This window comes from Vibrio sp. SCSIO 43140, assembly GCF_023716585.1.
In the GTDB taxonomy this organism is placed as follows: domain Bacteria; phylum Pseudomonadota; class Gammaproteobacteria; order Enterobacterales; family Vibrionaceae; genus Vibrio; species Vibrio maritimus_B.
Genome location: NZ_CP071850.1, coordinates 1852442 through 1871929 on the forward strand (window position 1 = coordinate 1852442; position 19488 = coordinate 1871929).

General features: G+C 44.0%; 20 protein-coding genes. 4 read left to right on the plus strand and 16 right to left on the minus strand.

Annotation, left to right across the window (positions count from 1 at the left end; genetic code table 11):
- Positions 1 to 28: 28 nt before the first annotated feature.
- The 14 genes from J4N45_RS08575 to J4N45_RS08640 form a co-directional block, all read right to left on the minus strand.
- Entirely contained in the window at positions 29 to 376 is a 348-nt protein-coding gene (locus tag J4N45_RS08575) for an SH3 domain-containing protein (protein ID WP_252014536.1), read from the minus strand.
- Positions 377 to 414: 38 nt separating this feature from the next.
- A complete protein-coding gene (locus J4N45_RS08580) occupies positions 415 to 858 on the minus strand; it encodes a YtoQ family protein (RefSeq protein WP_252014677.1) in 444 nt (147 codons plus the stop codon).
- 58 nt (positions 859 to 916) lie between these two features.
- A complete protein-coding gene (locus J4N45_RS08585; protein ID WP_042472852.1) occupies positions 917 to 1138 on the minus strand; it encodes a VF530 family protein in 222 nt (73 codons plus the stop codon).
- A gap of 76 nt (positions 1139 to 1214) precedes the next feature.
- Entirely contained in the window at positions 1215 to 1547 is a 333-nt protein-coding gene (locus tag J4N45_RS08590; RefSeq protein ID WP_252014537.1) for a YnfA family protein, read from the minus strand.
- Positions 1548 to 1569: 22 nt separating this feature from the next.
- Positions 1570 to 1893: a DUF4144 family protein gene (locus tag J4N45_RS08595; RefSeq protein WP_252014538.1), complete on the minus strand. Its 324-nt coding sequence runs from the start codon at positions 1891 to 1893 to the stop codon at positions 1570 to 1572.
- A complete protein-coding gene (locus J4N45_RS08600; protein ID WP_503056711.1) occupies positions 1890 to 2534 on the minus strand; it encodes an HD domain-containing protein in 645 nt (214 codons plus the stop codon). Before J4N45_RS08600 ends, J4N45_RS08595 begins: the two co-directional genes overlap by 4 nt.
- A gap of 24 nt (positions 2535 to 2558) precedes the next feature.
- On the minus strand, positions 2559 to 2948 hold the full coding sequence (locus tag J4N45_RS08605) for an MAPEG family protein (RefSeq protein ID WP_252014539.1): 390 nt from the start codon (positions 2946 to 2948) through the stop codon (positions 2559 to 2561).
- A 44-nt stretch (positions 2949 to 2992) separates the two neighbouring features.
- Entirely contained in the window at positions 2993 to 5011 is a 2019-nt protein-coding gene (locus J4N45_RS08610; protein ID WP_252014540.1) for a carboxylesterase family protein, read from the minus strand.
- A 161-nt stretch (positions 5012 to 5172) separates the two neighbouring features.
- Positions 5173 to 7671, minus strand: a complete 2499-nt coding sequence (locus tag J4N45_RS08615; RefSeq protein ID WP_252014541.1) for a response regulator — start codon at positions 7669 to 7671, stop codon at positions 5173 to 5175.
- A 148-nt stretch (positions 7672 to 7819) separates the two neighbouring features.
- The gene (locus J4N45_RS08620; protein ID WP_252014542.1) at positions 7820 to 8530 is read right to left on the minus strand and encodes an NAD-binding protein; all 711 of its coding nucleotides are present in this window, start codon (positions 8528 to 8530) and stop codon (positions 7820 to 7822) included.
- Between the two features lie 9 nt (positions 8531 to 8539).
- The gene (locus J4N45_RS08625) at positions 8540 to 9484 is read right to left on the minus strand and encodes a cation:proton antiporter domain-containing protein (protein WP_252014543.1); all 945 of its coding nucleotides are present in this window, start codon (positions 9482 to 9484) and stop codon (positions 8540 to 8542) included.
- Between the two features lie 3 nt (positions 9485 to 9487).
- Positions 9488 to 10702 carry a BamA/TamA family outer membrane protein gene (locus tag J4N45_RS08630; RefSeq protein WP_252014544.1) on the minus strand — a complete coding sequence of 405 codons (1215 nt, stop codon included), beginning with the start codon at positions 10700 to 10702 and terminating at the stop codon, positions 9488 to 9490.
- A 103-nt stretch (positions 10703 to 10805) separates the two neighbouring features.
- Positions 10806 to 11978 (minus strand): patatin-like phospholipase family protein, encoded by a 1173-nt coding sequence (locus tag J4N45_RS08635; protein WP_252014545.1) that lies wholly within the window; start codon positions 11976 to 11978, stop codon positions 10806 to 10808.
- Positions 11979 to 12015: 37 nt separating this feature from the next.
- Positions 12016 to 13596 (minus strand): hypothetical protein, encoded by a 1581-nt coding sequence (locus J4N45_RS08640; protein ID WP_252014546.1) that lies wholly within the window; start codon positions 13594 to 13596, stop codon positions 12016 to 12018.
- Positions 13597 to 13928: 332 nt separating this feature from the next.
- Here J4N45_RS08640 and J4N45_RS08645 point away from each other — a divergent pair, with 332 nt between their 5' ends.
- From J4N45_RS08645 to J4N45_RS08660, 4 genes are all read left to right on the plus strand, one after another.
- Positions 13929 to 14858 carry a LysR family transcriptional regulator gene (locus J4N45_RS08645; RefSeq protein WP_252014547.1) on the plus strand — a complete coding sequence of 310 codons (930 nt, stop codon included), beginning with the start codon at positions 13929 to 13931 and terminating at the stop codon, positions 14856 to 14858.
- A 124-nt stretch (positions 14859 to 14982) separates the two neighbouring features.
- The gene (locus J4N45_RS08650) at positions 14983 to 15417 is read left to right on the plus strand and encodes a hypothetical protein (protein ID WP_128649714.1); all 435 of its coding nucleotides are present in this window, start codon (positions 14983 to 14985) and stop codon (positions 15415 to 15417) included.
- 47 nt (positions 15418 to 15464) lie between these two features.
- Positions 15465 to 15752 (plus strand): hypothetical protein, encoded by a 288-nt coding sequence (locus J4N45_RS08655; RefSeq protein WP_252014548.1) that lies wholly within the window; start codon positions 15465 to 15467, stop codon positions 15750 to 15752.
- 46 nt (positions 15753 to 15798) lie between these two features.
- The gene (locus J4N45_RS08660; protein ID WP_252014549.1) at positions 15799 to 17253 is read left to right on the plus strand and encodes a phospholipase D-like domain-containing protein; all 1455 of its coding nucleotides are present in this window, start codon (positions 15799 to 15801) and stop codon (positions 17251 to 17253) included.
- Positions 17254 to 17299: 46 nt separating this feature from the next.
- On the opposite strand, the gene J4N45_RS08665 is transcribed toward J4N45_RS08660, so the two are convergent.
- Both J4N45_RS08665 and J4N45_RS08670 read right to left on the minus strand, forming a co-directional pair.
- Positions 17300 to 17893 carry a GNAT family N-acetyltransferase gene (locus J4N45_RS08665; protein WP_252014550.1) on the minus strand — a complete coding sequence of 198 codons (594 nt, stop codon included), beginning with the start codon at positions 17891 to 17893 and terminating at the stop codon, positions 17300 to 17302.
- Between the two features lie 164 nt (positions 17894 to 18057).
- Complete coding sequence (locus J4N45_RS08670; RefSeq protein ID WP_252014551.1) at positions 18058 to 19431, minus strand: Na+/H+ antiporter NhaC family protein; 1374 nt, start codon at positions 19429 to 19431, stop codon at positions 18058 to 18060.
- Positions 19432 to 19488: the final 57 nt, after the last annotated feature.

The window sequence follows — 19488 nt, forward strand, 5'->3', positions numbered from 1 at the left end:
TATACCTCAAGTCAGTGAAAACAAATAATCAAACTCGCACAAGGTGGTTTAGAGGTGACCAACCCATAACACCTTTGTCGCTTGATTTTTCGCACCAAATCCACCCATTAAGCTCAAACTCTGCAACCAATATCTCACCTACCAACAATGAGTGCTCTACAGCGCGGTAGTCACTTTGAACTATTGCTGCGTCACTCTTTATCGTTAGTATCTGCTTAGGCACCCATCCTTTCTTACCGCAACCGCGACAAAGAACCCAGTTTGGCCAATCGCCTTGCGGATCAGATTCTTCAACGACTGTGAGTTGCTCACCTTGTGTAACGATGATCGGATGTTCGGGAATATCGGTGTAATCCTTTACTACTTTGTACTGCATATACAGACTTGCTCTTGCTATAGATATGTTTAACGGAATTAAGAAATAACGTAGGCCAACAAATCAACAACTTGTTCCGGTGTCGTCGCCCATGCTTGTGCAGCGCCATCGACCTCTTTCAGCGCATGCACTAAATTTTCATCATGTAGAGTGATGTAAGGCTTGCCCAGTGCTGCGCAGTACCCAGCATCAAAAGCCGCATTCCACTGCTTGTATTTGTCGCCAAAACGAATGATCGCTACGTCACATGCTTTGATAGCTGTTTGAATTCTAATCGCGTTTACTTTTGCGGATTTGTGGTCTCGCCAAAACTGTTGAGACTCAGCGCCTAAACCATCGCCCGCAGCGTCGCTTGATTCGTGATCAGTATTGGCAGATGTAAAACTGATATCAAGACCCTTGGCTTTGCAGCCCTCGATGATCTGCTCTCGCCAATCGGTATGTATTTCACCTGATAGATATACTTTCAACACGCACTCCATTAACACATTGATTTTTTAGACAGTCTACTCGTACCGCATTGGCTGAGCAATGATTGAATCATCGACAGAAGGTATCGATATAGAGAGCCTCTACCTTGTCTCTCGCCCACTGAGTGCGGCGCAAAAATTTAAGAGAAGATTTGATAGAGGGGTTGTTGTAAAAGCAATTAATCTGAATTTCCGCGTCTAAGCCTTCCCAACCATAGTGCTCTTGAAGGCGTACTAGGATTTTTTCTAATGTCAGGCCGTGTAGTGGATTGTTTGGTTGCTCTTGACTCATGTCTTATACCTAAAGTTTGTTCAACGCGCGCAGTGTATCAGATTAAGCATCCATCGACCTCTGGTTAATTGATCCGTCAGGCGCCTCTGGGTGCAAACATAATTATAGCCATACCGAGCAACGCAACTAAGGTGCCTACAATATCCCACGTTGTTGGTTTAATACCATCAACTAGCCAGAGCCAAAGGATAGCGACAAATATGTATACCCCGCCGTAAGCCGCATAAACTCTACCTGCTGCTGTAGGGTGTAACGAAAGTAGCCACGCGAATAAACCAAGAAAGAACGCTGCTGGTACTAACAACCAGATCGACTTTCCTTCTCTAAGCCACAAATAAGGCAAATAGCAGCCTAAAATCTCTGCCACAGCGGTCGCCATAAACAGACAAACAACTTTTATATCGACCAAAACCGTTTCCCATCTAGTCCTTTTATTGAGCAGAATACAAAGCGTGTATCGCTTCAGCTATCGAGTTGAACTGAATTTTAGTAAGGCATACTTGTGCCAATGAAAATTCATGAGCTTGAACAAGTAAAGTGACATCTTCAAGACTGAGAGTCTCATGTTTATACTCAAGTACCACTATGCCTCTAGAATCTGTCGTTACCCTATACACTTGTCCGTTAGAGTCAACCAAGATGTCTTCATCACTGTAAATAAGTGAATTAAGTTCGTCAGTTAAAGAGGCTTCCGACGCGATGTAAAGCAGTTCATCGTCGCCTTCGAGTTTAAGGAGGCAGGGCCAGTTAATCATAACAATATTTCATGTCTCAATTGAGCCAAAAACGAACGCATATACTCTACTCTCCTCTCAGCTTCTTCTCTTGCAGAAGCGGTTTGCATCATGCCAGGCAGTCGGAAGAGTTTGGTATGGTAATGGTCTATGGAGTATTTCTGATCTTCTGGGTGGCGCTTTTCACAAAATGGGTCTTCAGCACTGTATAGGGTTACACCTAATTGGGTACTTACCTGCAGACACCTTGCTATACCGATCGCACCAAGAGCATCAAGCCTGTCGGCATCTTGTACTACCTTAGCTTCGAGTGTTTTGGGAGTAATATTAGCGCTGTAACTATGCGCTAGGATACTGTGGTGTATTGCATCGAAATATTCAGACGGATAGCACAGTCCCTCAAGAAAGCTCAGTGCTTTGTCCGCAGCGATAGTCGAGCTCTTAGAGCGCTCTGGGTGATTTTTAGGAAATGAGAAACAATCATGAAGATAAGCAGCGGGTAATACAACCTCTAGCATCGCCCCTTCTGTCTTGCACAACTGTTTGGCGGTCTTTACTACACGAAACACATGATTCATGTCGTGGGCTAGATCTTGATTCATTTCTTTAGCAATAAAATTGATCATTGCTTCTTCATAGTCTTCACAGGAAAACATCGGCATTTTCTAATACTCAAAACTCACAGATTACATTGGCATAGAGTGCCATATAATCGCAAATGAACAACCTATAGCAACCGTCCAGGACACAGAACGCAACTTATCGACATCCAGCAAATACAAAACATGGTAGACAACTCGCGCCCCAATGTGAGCTAGGGCGAGATATTGTATCGTCTCAGATGTCGATTCAGTAACCAGAGCAACCAGAACTGCTGGTGCAAATACAATCAGCGATTCAAACGCATTTTGATGTGCAGCTAATGCCCTCGCGCCAAAACCGGTGAGGCCTGCTTGCTGAGTTCTAGGATGACGGTTGTCGTAGCCACCAGCTTTATTCATCGCGATGGCTACGGGTATCTTAGCAATGTAAGGGAGAATCGTGGCGACGAGTAGGCACCAGATTAGAGTGGTCATTAGGACATCCTTTTCCTATAAGATCATGTGGTTAGTATATCGAATTAATCAACTAAGTAGTAACCAATAAGATTCTGTGTTTCAAGACCTTGTAGACGACCATCTTGGAGTAATTCATCTTTGCCAACTTTCGTCATTCGGTCCCAATCATAAGTTGGACCGTCTGTCTCATTGCCATCGATAACCCAAACGCTATCTGAACCTTTCTGGTACTGTTCTTTTTCGAACAACTCATCGCTAAACCAAACGCGAGACATCTTACTCATCATGGCTTCATCTTGACTAGACACACTAAACGTTGTCCCATCTGAACGCACGGCTTTGTTAAAAACGAAAGGAAGCTCTGAGCCAAAACATGGCGTTCCAAAACTGCAGCTCAACGATTTCACTACTTGAATGAGATCGGTTTCTTTCTCACTAAATAAGTTACCTTTTGGTACTGAGTTAAAGCTACCACGATAGTTAAACTCATACATAGTCGCTTGAATTTGAGAATCATCAGCTGACGCGACTTTAGCTCGAATAGGGCCCGCAAACATCATATCGCTGGTCATTTGGTTAAACTGCTTCATGTTATCAAACGCACCGCTAAGCTCTTTTTCCGAGTTAGCCGCATAATCCTCAAAGCCAAGTAAGGTGCTTGTTTGATCAGTATTACCTAGACCATAGAACAGTGTATTTACAGCTTCGTAAGCGGTCTCTGGTAGAAGGTTGATGATGTCACCCAACTCTAGCTGGATGTTTACATCATTGCCATCAATGCTCACTAGCTCAGCTCGCAGCAACTCAACATTGTCATCTTCTGTCAACCAAGTGGCGATGACTTCGGGTGCTTGTGCCCCATTTTCTTCAGTCAAAAGATCTGGGTCATTGTTCATGATCAAATCCACGACCATAGGAATCAAGAAGGTAATGTCCGCCAGTGAACCAAACGCTCTCTCATCCGCAGCGTTATAACCTGCAACCGTTGGTACTGTAAGTTCAGTATCAAAAGGTTGAGATTTTAGGTGATAACCTTTGTCTGACCCAATCAGTTTTTTACGGTACTCAATGTAAGGCGCAAATGGCATCAACGTCGCTATTGGTGTCGCGTTTGAGCTGATTGGGTTTATTGTTGCAGCGCTAGTGACTACCCAGTCCACAATCTTAGACGTTGCCTTAGACATTGATTGTTGCTTGTCCATAATTTCTTTCAGCGACATGTTTTCCATCTCAGAGACAGACGCGAAGGATTCTGCATTGCTGCTGCTTTTGTATTCAAAGCCATATGGATTACTTTGCATGATCGCGCGCTGGAAATATTCACCAGCAATAAACTCGTCGCTGCTATCTTGCTGTAGGATACCGATCGACATAGCGCCCGCGCCCTGCCCCATAACTGTCACGTTACCAGCATCACCACCGAACTTATCAATATTGTTGTTAACCCACTCTAATGCGCGTTTTTGGTCACCAATACCAAAGTTTCCGCCTTTGCTGTCATCTTTGTAAGTCGAGCCAAGTAAACCCAGACGGTAGTTAAATGTGACTGCGATAAAAGGCTGTCCGTCGAGTTGTCCTTGAGCGACAACGTTGTCACCGTGAATGTGAGGATCCGAACCAGAGCCGTTTTCAAAGTTACCACCATGAATGAACACGTATACAGGTACTACTTGATCGGCCTCTAGATTACTCGGACGCCAAATGTTTAGATTTAGGCAGTCCTCTGATTGGCGAATTTCGGTTAACGCCGTTTGCGGACATACGGCGCCAAACTCGGTTGCATAACCATCTTCTAGTGCAACCGTTTCACTGTGATTAAAGCGAGTCGCTTCTGCATAAGGAATACCCTTAAAGCTCTCAATTCGGACCTTTTGTTGTGTACCCGCAGTATCGCGTACAACAACAGACTCACTAGTGGCAACCAAAGTGACATCACCAATTTCAGTTTCAACTGGATAGCTTACACCGGGTTCTACAGGTTTAGGCTCGCTCGGTTTGGTTGTAGAATTATTGCTGCCGCCACAAGCAGCAAGCGCTAAAGGAATCGCTAGAGATAGAACAGTACGAACAGACTTACGCATGGTTGACCTTACTTAATATTATTCTGAGAATCATTCGACGGAGGGACTGTTTGTTCCATCCCTCAGTTAAGTGCGGTCATTTTATAAGCAGGTGGAATTTGTCGTTAATCGCGTTTGAAGGACGCCATCATCACCTAGAGAATGATGGCGCGGCGCCCAGTTTATGCCCGATTCTGCGCTTCTTCATCAGAGGCGGTATCTTGCTTTTCCTTGTGAGGTAACCACTTCGCTAGTACGTCTCCTAATGCTTTTGCACTCACAGGTTTGGACACATAATCATCCATCCCTGCTTGCAAGCATTTCTCTCGATCTCCTTGAATCGCGTTAGCAGTCATAGCGATAACGGGAATATCGTGATTAATATTCGCATTGTTGGTGTTTCGAATTTCCTTTGTTGCTTCATAGCCGTCCATTTCCGGCATTTGGCAATCCATAAACACTAGGTCAAAACCAGAGTGCGTTCGGAGTGATGCTAACGCTTCTAACCCATTTTTAGCTTTATCGACTTTAATCCCATACTTACTAAGAAGAGATTGCAAAACAACTAGATTCGTTGTCACATCATCGACAATTAACGCTCGGGCATCGTATTGCGTTTTCTTGGCTGGAGTATGCCTTGTTACGAAGCTATCTTTAGGGCTTTCTGAGTTAAGGCCAGACACTTTTTCGAGAACACTCAGCAAATCAGACTGTTGCATAGGCTTGGTCAGGTAACCAGTAAAGCCAACTTGCTGCATGAGTTTGGCGTCCCCTCTCTGGACTACAGACGAGAACATAATCAGCTTCGTATTTTTAATCGACTCATTCAGTTGAATTGCTTTTGCGAGTTGGACACCATCCATCTTTGGCATCTGATAATCGATTATGGCTATAGTAAACGGCTTACCCTCATTATTGGCTTGGGTCAACGCTTGCAGAGCCAGTTCACCGCTATCGACAGCTTCATAGTCCAACTTCCAACGCTCAAATATTTGAGTCATCAGATTTCTATTTGTTTTGATGTCATCAACAACAAGTACACGTTGCTGCTTCAAATCACCTGTTGGCAAATAGACAATGGATTGTTGTGTCGAGTTTTCTAGCACAATAGTAAACCAAAAGTTCGAGCCCTCTCCCTCAACACTCGAGACGCCAATGCTACCACCCATAATCTCAGAAAGACGCTTACTGATTGATAAACCAAGACCCGTACCACCGTACTTACGCGTAGTAGAGCTGTCTGCTTGAGCGAACCGAGCAAACAGTCTTTTCTGTTGCTCGTCATTGATTCCGATACCTGTATCTTTTATCTCAAACTTAATAACACTATCCGTGAGTCTCTTTTCTAACACGGACACATAAACCGCAACCTCACCTTTGTCCGTAAATTTAATCGCGTTGTTTACTAAGTTGTTTAAAATTTGTCGAATACGCCCTGGGTCCCCCTTGTAACAGAGGTCCATCACAGGCGTTGCCGGACATATTAATTGAATGCCTTTTTGCTCGGCGGCAAAATAGAGCATTGCGCCGACTTCTTCGACCACCTCACCGAGATCAAAATCAATCACTTCAAGGTCGATCTTACCTGCTTCTATTTTCGAAAAGTCTAAAATGTCATTGATAATGGACAGAAGAGATTCCGCACTATTTTTTGTAGTCTCGGCCATCTTCCTTTGCTGCTCATCCAAACGAGTATCAAGCAACAAGTTAGTCATACCGATCACGCCATTCATTGGCGTTCGAATTTCATGACTCATAGTCGATAAGAACTCACCTTTTGCCTTTGCCGCAGCTTCAGACCTCTCAGTTTCTTCTTTAAGCTTTTGGTTGTAATGACGCATCTTCTCATCGTTTTCAACAAGGCTTGAGGTCATCTCTTTGAAGCTAAGCGTTAACTTTGAAAACTCATCCTTACCGTGTAAGTTCTTACTCGCACTCAGTTTTTCCAAACCTAGGCTCAGCTTGCCCATACCGACATGGTGAGTTGCTTGAAGTAACGTATCGACACGTCGCTTGACACGAGCGGAACTCCAAAATGCGACCAATACTGAAATAATTGCTGATACGACCGTTCCGAGTATCAATACCAAGCTCGTTTGACTAGCTGAATCCGCTGACTTAACGGTTCTGATACTTATCAGAGCTTCTTCGACTTTTATAAAGGTATCAACTTTCTTTCTAATCTCGTCAATGATCGACTTACCCGTTTGCTTCTGGACGAGCTGTATAATGACACTCATGTCTGCTTGTCCATCTCTGACAAGCCTTCTCTGTTCAATCTCTTTCGTTGCGGCTTCTTGTAGCCAAAGCTTGTGTAGCGCGTCAATTTCCCAGAGAAGTTCCACCTGCGGTGGGTTATCACTGACTTGCTGTGCAAGAGTGCTTATTTTTTCGTCCCATATTGGAAGAGACCAATTAAACGGCTCCAAAAACACCTCATCACCGGTGATCAAAAAGCCGCGCTTACCCGTTTCCATATCAACAACCATGGTCAAAAGCTCTTGCGCCCTAGCGATAGCTTTGTGGGTGTGCTCTACCCAACTAGCATCTTCGACCATAGACTGAGTGTTTTTGTACACTGAAACCGATACTAAGAGCATCAAGAGCACGGGTATTGAAAAACTCACCAGCACTTTTCTCTTTATTGATATATCGTCAAACCATCGACTGAATGCTTCCATAATATCCCTATTAGTAATAAAGAAATTAATAGCAGTGTAGGATAAGATTTCTCAGTTTTTAGTGTACTTTGGAGGTAAACTCCTTCTATCTACAGGAGTTTTGACGTTAGTCAGGAAAATATATCATTGGCGATGAACACATTAGAGATTAATGGACTAGCTCTGTGCGCAACTCGTTCGCAATTTCCGTCACCCTGTGCTCCTCTACGCCAAAATCATTCAACAATTCACGTCCTTTGCTGAGGGTACTTTCTATATAGACGGAACTTGCATGATTGACGCCAAGATCTCTCAAAAACACCTCATCTAACCTTGAATTTGTTCTCGCGTAGACTTCCATATTTTTATACTTGCACAACACTTTAGCTATCTTTCTTAACCTAGATGACTCAGTAACTGAAATAAACGCCCCTTTTGCTAAAGCCAGTCCAGCGAGTTGCTGAGTCTTGGTTGATAAAATATCACCGAAATGCGCATTGAGATTCAGTGACTTAGCGCGGCTGACACGGTCATAGTCCAAATCATAACCCACATAACTGATACCCGCTTTTTCAGCCATCATACAAACGAGCCTACCTACCTCATCTAAACCAACGACAACAAGTTCGCAATTCGGTGAACCATCTTCATTCTGTAGCTCTTGCTTGGTTATTAGCGCGTCACAGATTTTCTTGCCAAACTCGTACAACCAAGGTGTCGCTATCATACTTAAACTAATCACAACAAAACCAATTGAGACCGTCTGTGGAGACAGAAGCTCAAACGCTTGCGCGACGCCAAACAATACAAACGCAAACTCACCAACTTGAGCCAGGGCGAAAGCGGTTTTGGTTGCAACTAATTTGCCTTTGCGATCCAAGAGTGCGAGTCAAAAGAACACTGAGAACTTAATTAGGATGGTTGCGACCAGCAGTCCCAAGATCAGAATGGGGTGTCCGGCGATGATATTTGGGTCAATCGACATCCCTACCGCCAAGAAGAACAGAGACATTAAAATGCCTTTTATTGGCGCAACGACCTCTTCCAGTATGTGTTTAAACTCCGAATCAGAGAGCAGCATACCCAGTAAGAAGACGCCTAAGGTTTCAGATAGCCCCGCTTGTTGTGAACACAAAACTGTCAGGAGGATGGCGCTTGCTAGCATGAGTACAAAGGCCTCTTTACTTCGCAGTTTTGCACTCCATACGAGTAACTTGGGCAACACAAATCTTGCCAACAACACTATCAGTGTTATGACGCCTACAAACACTAAGCTTTTTTCGAGAAGCCCCACCTGAGCTTCGACTTTGCTATGGGCAAGTATGGGAATTACCCCCATAACCAGCACAATACTCATATCCTGCCCCATTAAGTTGGCAAAGATATTCTTCCCATGCGAAGTGCCCAATTCCCGTTTGTCGGCAAGCATACTCACCACTACCGCGGTCGATGACTGAGCGAGGATCAAACCTAGTACCAGACCTACTTCCCAAGGTACGTCAAAAAGTACCGCAACAATGGTAAAGCATGCCCCCGTGAGCGCGACTTGGCCCATACCCTGAAGCAACAGCGTTTTACGCATACTCCAGAGTTGTTTTGGGCGCATCTCAAGCCCCAAGGTAAACAGGAATAGCACAACACCAAAATCAGCAATCGATTGCAGTGTTTCGACATTATTCGACGCGACAAGCCCTGGTGTGTTCGGCCCTAGAATCACACCCGCAATGATAAAGCCTACTACCGAACCAATATTAAGCCTTACAGAAACTGCAACGCAGCAGCCAATGATCAGAAACGCTAATGCGGCCGTCATTAAGAAGCTATTCATATCCATGGTTTAGAACCCCGTGCCAACTTGAAAGTAAGCCGTACCTTGATCTTCACTAAATGCCACATCGACGCCCACATGGATACCGTAACGCCTCGCGATCTGGTAGCGAAAACCGACACCATAAGCATCGACCGTATCTTCAAACAGTTCATTATGTTCTTCTGCTGTTGAGCCAACGCCATAAAATGCGTTGATGGTCCAACGATGGTTCAAATGCCACATCGCCTGAGCTTGTAATGTACTTACTTCGTCTCCTTGATATTTATAAGCGGCTACACCACGCATATTGATATAAGGTTTTGCCAAAGGTGGTAGGTAACTTTCATCAGTGTTTAACGAGCTGTATGAACCGGCAAACGCCAAGGTTAAATGCTTATTTACTGGCACATATTGATAGGCATCGACCTCAAATGTCGCGTAATCAAAATCGCTGCCTAAAGCAGAATCGTATACCAGATATTCTGCAACCACGGACGAGCCCTTAGTTGGGAAAAACAGATTGTTTCTTGTGTCGTACTCGGCTACTAACCCTAGAGCGGATAGTGAGCTATCAAATTTTGCTCCGAGATTAGACATCTCAAGGTTACGATCATTGATATCCAACGAGAGAGAATCGATGGTGGTACTGAAGCTCGAATAGGTTTGCGACACCCCCAAAAACAGATCACTGTTTGGAACTCGAAACGATACACGCTGCTTCATCAAAAAGCCTTCACTTTCGGTTCCCATACCTAGGGTGCCAGAATAAGGGTCAATAAAGCCGGGTAAACCATCTCCCTGAAATCTTTTATAGACATCGATGTTGGCATGGCCATAACCTGCTCCACCGATATAACGAATACTGTCTTCATTCCAAGTATGTCGGTGGCCAATGAGTGCCATCCAGGTACCATTGTCGGTATACGCACCACCAGCCACGGTAATCGCTGGAGCCAGTAGTTGTGCACCCCCATCGAGTGATGTCAATGCATGCTGCTTGCGCTTTTCGCGTTCATCGTCTGATTCGTGAAGGAACATACCAAGCATACCGCCCCCCACACCAATGGCAGGTTCGGTAATCACAATGGGAACAGGCAAAAAACCATAAGCATTGTTCGCCAGGTAATCGCCCATATCCAGATATCCGTCTTGCGGATCAATCATCGCACTACTGAAAGGACTAGCAAAAATGGAAAATGCAAATAGTGCAGCTGTCGAAGAAGATGTATTGATTTTAATCATGGGAAAATCGCCAAATAAAAAAGACCCGATTAATACCGCTCAAACTGTTCCCGTTTGGTATTAATCGAGCCAAAGGTGGAGTGTTGTTATTGTTTTGTGTTCGTTAAGGTGCTTCAGTCACCCACAAGGTTTCACCTTGCGCTTTGCGGTAGCCATAGTTGTAAAGGTTGTTCATGTATTCAGCATCAAACATCTTTTTGCCTTTTTTATGAGCTTTAAACGATGTATCCACATAGGTAAACGCGATGTCATAATCATTGCGCTCACTCATATAAAGCATGCGATACATGTCTCCACGCGTTTGTTGAAGCGTCAGGTTGCTAATACTGCGCGACAACAGATCCATGCCTTTGTCTTTTACTTGCTTGTAACCTGGTTCAAGCGTACCGTTTCGAATTACGTGAACTTGAGGTGGCTGTTCTAAACCCATAGCCTCACTCAACTGGCCGTAGTCAAAGTTTGATGGATCAAAGAACATTTGGAACGTTAGACCACCATCAACATGCAACTCCTCGAGCGTTTCGCCTTCGTACTCCACATTAATGAACTGTGGAGGAAACACTCCTGGTATCGAAGCACTAGCTGCCAAGATTTGGTGAATTAACTCCGCTTTGTTCGGTAAATCACTTGCAGCAATTTCACCTAAGTTCCAAGTAATCTGCTTGCCTGAGTCGAAATGAGTCGTGCCAATGAATAGGCGCTTACCCAAGCGATGCTGCTCGGCGATCTTTGCTATCATGTCTCCGCCGTAGGTCGTTTCCATCAGCTCGAACAAGCTTTTGCCGTTAGTAAAGGCATCTTTAAAAATCGTATTCAGAAAGTTCTTTTTGCCCAAAACTTCTCGATCATCAAGGCTTAGCATTACGTCACGAAGTTTATGAATATCTTCACCGCCAGTGAAAACAAACGGCGCAATAAGCGCACCAGCACTAACGCCGGTGACAATCGAATAATCTGGAAGCTTACCCGCATCATAAAGGCCATTAATTACACCAGCACCAAACGCTCCATTAGCACCACCGCCTGATAGCGCGAGAATATTCATTCGCTCTCCGCTAACGGTAATTGATGATGGATGGTATTTGCTCTCCAATAAAAACTCTGGGCCTTCGTTACCCCAAAATCGGTAAGGTTCTTCACCTTTAAATTGCTCTGAGTGCTGAAGGTTAACCTCTGTGTAATTCTCTTTTGTTACTCGGTCTTCTAAAGCATGCTGTGAAGAGCAGGCGCTCAAAACCAGTGCTATAAGCACAATCGAATATTTTTTAGTTGTCATTGCGATATCTCTTAAATAAACGTTGGTCTAAGCTCGATTAGAAACGGTAACCGAGGTTAACTGTGAATGAATCACGGGTCTCACCTTTGTTGTAAAGGAAAGTCATGTTGTAGTGTTTACCGATCTGCTTGTTGAAGCCGACCATGTATGCCCATTTGTTTAGGTTTACACCTACGTCATATTCAATGCTTGTATCCAATCCAAGGGCAGGTCCCAAATCACCAGTCATACTCGGTTTTAAGGCTTGGTATTCCGCACCTACAAAAAATTGAGCACGCCAGTCTGCAAATTGGTAGCCCAGCATTGGCTGTGCTGTAACAATGCCATCACCCCAATCGGCGGTAGAGCCTTTCAGACGAGTCTTCGAGTAAGTTGCTGTAACAGAGGCGAATAATTGCTTGTACCCCATAGACAACGTCGTACCAACACCAATCAAGTCATACTGAAGTTTGACCGGTACGCTAAAGTTGATTGGATCAAATCCAATTGGACCAATGTTAATCGGTTGTGTTTGTGCATCTACAATCGCATCTACATCAATTTGACCGACATAACCAAACACATTCCAGAAAGGTAAGATATTCACATCACCACGGACGGTATATGACTCAGCCGTCACGTGAGCAATCGTATTCTCTGGATCAACAATGCCTTCTAGTTGCAAACCGCCAATGTTGAAATCAGTAAAGTTAAAATCCATATCCTGACGTCGATATGACGCAGAAATACCAAACGGTAGCGGTACATCAATACCTTGACGGCGAACCATGTCAGCCATTAGTGGAAAAGTGCGGTCCAGCTTTACGTATTCCTCACGCATTCGTGGATCAGACACTTCTGAAAGCAAAGGCTGGTCTTGAACGACTGCACCAAGGTCTTCATCGTAATAAACGACGGGTGTTAGCTCGATCTCCAGACTTAAGTCTTTCTTCTTTTTCTTGCCTTCAGCAGTGATGATCTTTTTATTTACCACTACACGACCATTTGGAAGGTTGTCGAAAAATGTAACCTGCTTGTAGGTTTCAATCGCATTGTCACCCTGATTAAAAGGCGAGTTGTTAGTCACAATTAACGATACAGGCTGGCCATCAGAAAGTAGTAGTTTGCCTCGCATGAAACGAAAGTACGCAATATCTTGAGGCAAAGTATATTTTGAGTAATTAAACTCGATCTCAAGATCGCCATTATCTAACTCAGTAACAACCACAGAGTTTTTATCATACATCTCCGCGTACTGACGTAACTTATACTCAGCCTTAGTGATGTTCTCAATATTCTCGATAAGATCCGTATTCTCATCAACCTTAGAAGGGTCATATTTAATACGCAGGTCGATGTTGCCTTTCGTATCTGTTGTCTGTACCAGATACACTTCATTATCAACACGAACACCGTCTAGTGTTTCGGTTTTACGTGCATGCTCAACAACGTGGTCGCCTTGAAGCATTGAACTGATCGCGAGCTTTGGTAGATATTTTGGCACGCCGTACTGCTCTAGAATGTCGACTTCGCTATTATTTACAGTTGAAGCTTGCTCTGCGGCAAAGGCATTTGTTGTAATAGCAAGAGGCAGTAATAACATCGCAGTAGCGCGAGAAAGTGTTTTAAGCTTTAGCATTGTGAATAACCTAGTTCGGCGGGTCCAAGTCTATAAACCGTCGCCAGTATTCAGATTGCGTGTGTAACTCCTTGTTTTCACGGGAACGGTTGAGCGGATTAATACCAGAGGCACAAAAAGATAACTAAACTGCGTGCTAAATTTTCTGGGCTTGCTGTCTCAACGAGGAGAATTATTAACCAGATTTAAAAATCCGATTAATCGCGTTTGAAGGACCCAATCCTCACACCTATACTGAAACAAACTATTACAATGTTGTCGGTAGTTTATACATCTCTTCTCTTGATTGAGATGCTAGGCTTCACCGGCACAACAACTAGATTGAGACGTATATGAACTTCAGCATTGAACAGCTACAGAGTTTTGTTGCGGTCTACGAACAGGGATCGTTCAGTAAAGCAGCGCAAGCGCTCGACAAGCACAGAACGACAATTGGACAAGTAATCAGTAACTTAGAAGATGAGTTGGCGGTTGAACTCTTTGAACGAGTGGGAAGAACTGCGCAACCAACAGAAGATGCGACGCTTCTTTATAGATATGCCAAACAAGTCATTGAGCAAGCCCGTTCTTTTGATATGCTCGCTCTAAGTTTGTCGTACGGGGAGCTGGAATCGATAACAATTGCTTACAACAGTTTTCTTCCACCGCGTGCAATAAGTCATGTTCGCAGAAAATTGCTCGAGTTACACCCAAACATGAAGGTCAATTTTATCATTCGCAACCGGAACGACATATTGGAGGGTATAAAAGAAGACACGATACAGTTCGGGATCATAAATATAGACGATCGCTCTCTCATGAGTAGCATTGACTCTACGTTGGTCAACAACATTACCTTTAGTGTTTTCGTGTCGAAGGACCACGAGGTCCTCAAATTGCCGGAGGAACAGCGCTGGTCGTCGCTTAAATCTCAAAAGCAAATCGTCATTAAAAGTATGATTGAAGATAATATGGAAAATAAAACCATATCTTCATCAGATTATGAAGTGGTCGATCAATTATCACTAGCGCTGGAGTTGATTCGCGACAACGTCGGTTGGGGATTACTTCCTAGATTGGTAACTTATACCGACTATAATGCTGACGATCTTGTAGAAGTTGAACTCTCGGTGATGAAAGAAAAGTTTAGAGTTCCGATGGCAGTTTGCTCACCACACTCTAAACACCTTCGAACTTTACATTCGGAAATCGTTAGTACTCTTGTGTCTTATGTAGAGAAGGTCAACAAAGAAGCACTCGAACAATATGGAAAGTCTAATTAGGATTTCGCAAGACAATTAAGAGCCTTCATTAGAGGGTTCTATCCTTCAAACGCGATTAAACGTTTCAAATCCCTACCGTTAATATCCTCTCCAACGAAACAACACACCCCTTCGAGAGGACAACATGAAAAAACTACTAATCCCTGCAATGATCGCTGCCGTTTCTGCAACTGCATTTGCTCAACCACATCAATCTCACGAAACTAACCTAGATATTATCAACCACCAAATGAGTCAACTTCAACAAATTGACAGCACTGTAGATATGTATGTCGTTACTGATGAAACACCAAATTTTGAATATGTGACATACACAGGCACGCTAGCACAAGACTTCAAAGAAGTTTATATCACCCGTGAAGAAGCAAAAGAAATGGGCCTTGAGCAAACTAAAAAGTTTCACGTTTACAGCGCAATGAACCCTAACCAGCTATCAAAAAACATCGCGAAACACATTGAGCGCGATGCACCAAAATACTTCTCTGTTGATTTTTACCAGAATATGGTTGGTAACTCAGACATGGTTGAGTATGTAGCAAAAGTTATCGAATACAAATAATCGATATATAGCTATAGCCCCGCTAAGGCGGGGTTATCCGACCCAAAATGAATACTCAATTTTATACAAAACTCTTAATTATTTTGGCGATTGGATTTCCTTTGTCGGTCTACGCTGGCAGCGATGCCGCCTGGCGTATCCATGCACCTTTAAAAGATTGGTATATCAAAGACAAGCTTAGGTACTGCACATATCAAACCGGCGACACCCGATTCTACATAGTTCAGCGCAGCGCAGAGCCTTGTGCGAAAGAAGCGGTTGGTGACATCGAGCCACCTAAGCAGGTCAAGAAACCATCACTAAAGGTCCCTAGAAAGTGGGCTGACATCCAATAATTCATCGAACGTTGAATGGATTCAACCTTAATATAGGTATTGAACCATGCCACTTTTTAAATCGAAACTCGCGTTTATTACCCTCACATTACTCGCCCTAGCGGGCTGTGCGGCCCCCCAGCCAGAGGTATCTGAGCAGTTCCAAAATGATTGGGAATTCAAGACCGTCAAAGGCAAAGTTGCTTTGGTTGAAAATGCGCCAGAAGCTATCGCTAGACGTATAGAACTGGTCCGTAACGCGAAAACCAGTATCGACATCGAATACTTCTCTTGGAATAAAGACACGACGGGTCTTCTATTTTTAAACGAACTCGTATTAGCCGCCGATCGTGGCGTAAAAGTTAGAATCATTCTAGACGATTTGCTCGTTTTCAATGAAAAGTGGCTGGCATCTGCGGCAACGCACGAAAACTTGGACATCCAGATCTTTAATCCGTTTAATTCGCGAAAAGCGGGCTGGTTGACGCGTGCCTTCGATTTTCAAAAACATCAAAAAGACCTCGACCATCGCTTACACGAAAAATACATGAACATCGATGGTGAAACACTGGTGCTTGGTGGACGAAATATTGGTGACGATTACTTCAGTTATAAGCCTAAAAACAACTTTTTCGACCTAGACATACTGGTTCAAGGCGAGGTTACTGAGGACTTCGAAAGAAACTTCGAAGAACATTGGATCGCTTACTACACCTCAGATATTGAGTTTCTTATCGAGTTTAAAGATAAAAAGCCATTACAGTCGTTTCAGCGCACCTTTGAAAAGGTAACTAAGAGTAAGCAGGACGTACTCGCAGATATTGAAAGTAGAGTCAAAGCATTGCAAGAGCCAAACTATATTGCAGCCAAACTAACACCGGTTTTTGACTCAGCGGAAAAGCTCCATGACTCGATGCCCTACTTTCGTCATCGTATCGAGCATTTCGTATACCGCTACCCGAGCGCGAAAAAGGAGCTGGTGATTTCGACACCTTACATGCTGCCAAATGAGGACGGTTTTAAAGTTGTCACGGACTTTGCAAACCACGGAGCAGACATAACGCTAGTGACTAACTCGATGGCATCAAATGATTCAGGTTTTGTGCCTGCTTACTATGATAAACACAGAGATGAACTTCTTGAAAAAGGCGTAAGCATCTATGAATACGATACTCACGCCATACACTTGAACAATGTGCACACCCGTAAAGGGCACTACCATAACAAAGCGTTTATTCTAGACAGTAAGTTAAGCTATATCGGTTCATCTAACTTTGACCCACGCTCAGACTTCTTGAATCTCGAGTTTGGCATTATGATCGAAAGTGAAGAGTTTGCTCAGCAGTTGCAACACTATCTGCTTGGAGACAAGAGTCTCTATTGGAAAGTCGATAGAAATGAAGATGGCAAACTAGAATGGCGCCGAGGAAACCAGCTTAAAAACAAAGAACCAAACTATGGTGGGGCAAGCAAAGTGTTTGATAAGTTGTATCGAGCAATCAACATCGAAAATGAACTATAAAAAAACGCGCTAGAGAGTACTCTAGCGCATTTTTTCGATGATAGGATTAACCTTGCGCAGGGCGCAGCATGAACCAGTAAGGGAAATTCTCACTCTTTGAAAGCACTTCAAAGCCACGACGCTCGAACGTCTTCACGACTTTTTCACTGGAAGCGACTACATAAGTCGGCTTACCTGCGGCATCAGCTTGGTCAGTCACCGTCTTAATAAGCGCACTCGCTAGACCTTTCCCGCCTGCTTTTGGCGATACACCTAAGCCCCACAACCAGTAGCAGTCTTGCAATGGGGGAACCGCGAGCATCTGTTCACAGACCTCTTTAGCAATCTCGATTCGATTAGAGCCCATCATCCGAGTCACAATAGATAGGATTTCCATTTTTTGCATCACATCTGGCTGGTGCTGACCAGGTGCGCGCATAATAACGCAACCGTCTCTTTCTGGCGTGGTGTATACTTCACCGCCGCCCAAACCCCACTCGCCCACTGCCCAGCGCCAGTAACTATCGTGGGCAAAATCTGCAACTTCATCTTGTCTTAATGCGGCTTGCATCGCCTCGTTATCGGCATAAGCATCTAGAAACATCGCGCACAGTTCTGGTACTGCTGAGTAATCCGCTTTTATGATTTTCAGTTCTGACATACTACTTCCTCATTGCAAACAAATGGACACAATCCGTTCTTACGTACTGTCACCCAATTTAAGTACATTAAATTGATGTAGATAGTAAGTAACATTAATACTAATCCAAAGCAATCAAACATATGCAGTAGGCTAGAACATCGCCCAACAAAACCTAATCAAAGTTAGGCATCAACGCTCTCTACTGCTGATTGAGTCCCACTCTGCTGCTTAATCATAATGGCTAAAACGGCGGTTATGGCTAATGCAAAGCAGTAGTAGGAGTGACCAACAACCTCAAACGGTGACAACTCAAATACTGAGCCTAACAACAGCACTTGAGCACCATAAGGTAAGATGCCCTGAATTACACAAGAGTAGATATCAAGAATACTGGCGGAACGACGTGGCGCTACCTGATATTCATCTGCGACCTCTTTTGCCACACTACCTGAGACGATAATCGCGACCGTGTTGTTAGCAGTACATAGGTTTACCATTGAAACCAGACCAGCAATACCAAATTGACTTGCTCGACGACTCGATGTTTTATCATGCTTAGAACCAAAAGTGCGAATCATCTTACTCACTAACTTGGTTAAGTAAGCCAAACCACCCTGCTGACGCATGAGCTCGCTCAAACCACCGATGAGCATCGAAAGCAAAAAGATTTCCTGCATGTTTCCGAAACCCGCGTATATATCCTGCACAAAGTTAGTTAGTTCATAATCTGCGACTGATGCAAGGCTAACTAAACCTGCTAGCAAAATTCCGACTGTCAACACGACAAACACGTTCAAACCCGAAACAGCCAAAACCAGAATGGCAAGATAAGGCATGACTTTAAACCATTCGATAGGACCCGTCTCCGGCAACTGTGTCGCTGAGCTGTTAAAAGCAAAAATCACAATAGCAACCAGTGCAGCAGGAATCGCAATTCGTACATTCTCTTTGAACTTGTCTTTCATCTCGCAACCTTGAGAGCGAGTTGCAGCAATCGTTGTATCTGAAATGATCGATAAGTTATCACCAAACATTGCGCCACTAAGCACAACACCTGCGGTGATAGGAATGCTCATTCCTGCTGACTGAGCAATACCCAATGCGACAGGCGCGACAGCAGCAATTGTTCCCATTGATGTGCCCATTGCCGTAGCAATGAACGCCGAAATCAAAAAGATGCCAGGAAGAATCATACTGGTTGGGATTGCTGAAAGCCCTAAGTTGACCGTCGCGTCAACACCACCAGAGGCTTTCGCGACTGCAGCAAATGCACCCGCAAGCAAATAGATCATGCACATGGCAACGATGTCTTGATGACCCACACCACGCAAGAACTGTTCGATGGCTTTATTCAGTTTCTCTTTACTCAATAAAACAGCTAGCACAACAGCAGGCAAAGCTGCGATTGGAGCTGGCAGTTGATAAAACGCAAAATCAACACCTTGATACGTAAGGTAACTACCTACTCCAATAAATAGGAGTAGGAACAGCGCTAAAGGCAACAGTGCGACTATAGATGGCGAAACAGATTGATGGTTTTTATTGTTTTCTAACATTTGAACAGCAGTGTGGATAACAGGAAGGCGTGCAGACTAAAGAGTTCGTCTAGACTT

Coding starts and splice junctions, on each gene's coding strand:
- J4N45_RS08575 (WP_252014536.1), bottom strand. CDS start 376: ATGCAGTACAAAGTAGTAAAGGATTACACCGATATTCCCGAACATCCG.
- J4N45_RS08580 (WP_252014677.1), bottom strand. CDS start 858: ATGGAGTGCGTGTTGAAAGTATATCTATCAGGTGAAATACATACCGAT.
- J4N45_RS08585 (WP_042472852.1), bottom strand. CDS start 1,138: ATGAGTCAAGAGCAACCAAACAATCCACTACACGGCCTGACATTAGAA.
- J4N45_RS08595 (WP_252014538.1), bottom strand. CDS start 1,893: ATGATTAACTGGCCCTGCCTCCTTAAACTCGAAGGCGACGATGAACTG.
- J4N45_RS08600 (WP_503056711.1), bottom strand. CDS start 2,534: ATGCCGATGTTTTCCTGTGAAGACTATGAAGAAGCAATGATCAATTTT.
- J4N45_RS08605 (WP_252014539.1), bottom strand. CDS start 2,948: ATGACCACTCTAATCTGGTGCCTACTCGTCGCCACGATTCTCCCTTAC.
- J4N45_RS08610 (WP_252014540.1), bottom strand. CDS start 5,011: ATGCGTAAGTCTGTTCGTACTGTTCTATCTCTAGCGATTCCTTTAGCG.
- J4N45_RS08615 (WP_252014541.1), bottom strand. CDS start 7,671: ATGGAAGCATTCAGTCGATGGTTTGACGATATATCAATAAAGAGAAAA.
- J4N45_RS08625 (WP_252014543.1), bottom strand. CDS start 9,484: ATGGATATGAATAGCTTCTTAATGACGGCCGCATTAGCGTTTCTGATC.
- J4N45_RS08630 (WP_252014544.1), bottom strand. CDS start 10,702: ATGATTAAAATCAATACATCTTCTTCGACAGCTGCACTATTTGCATTT.
- J4N45_RS08635 (WP_252014545.1), bottom strand. CDS start 11,978: ATGACAACTAAAAAATATTCGATTGTGCTTATAGCACTGGTTTTGAGC.
- J4N45_RS08640 (WP_252014546.1), bottom strand. CDS start 13,596: ATGCTAAAGCTTAAAACACTTTCTCGCGCTACTGCGATGTTATTACTG.
- J4N45_RS08645 (WP_252014547.1), top strand. CDS start 13,929: ATGAACTTCAGCATTGAACAGCTACAGAGTTTTGTTGCGGTCTACGAA.
- J4N45_RS08650 (WP_128649714.1), top strand. CDS start 14,983: ATGAAAAAACTACTAATCCCTGCAATGATCGCTGCCGTTTCTGCAACT.
- J4N45_RS08655 (WP_252014548.1), top strand. CDS start 15,465: ATGAATACTCAATTTTATACAAAACTCTTAATTATTTTGGCGATTGGA.
- J4N45_RS08660 (WP_252014549.1), top strand. CDS start 15,799: ATGCCACTTTTTAAATCGAAACTCGCGTTTATTACCCTCACATTACTC.
- J4N45_RS08665 (WP_252014550.1), bottom strand. CDS start 17,893: ATGTCAGAACTGAAAATCATAAAAGCGGATTACTCAGCAGTACCAGAA.
- J4N45_RS08670 (WP_252014551.1), bottom strand. CDS start 19,431: ATGTTAGAAAACAATAAAAACCATCAATCTGTTTCGCCATCTATAGTC.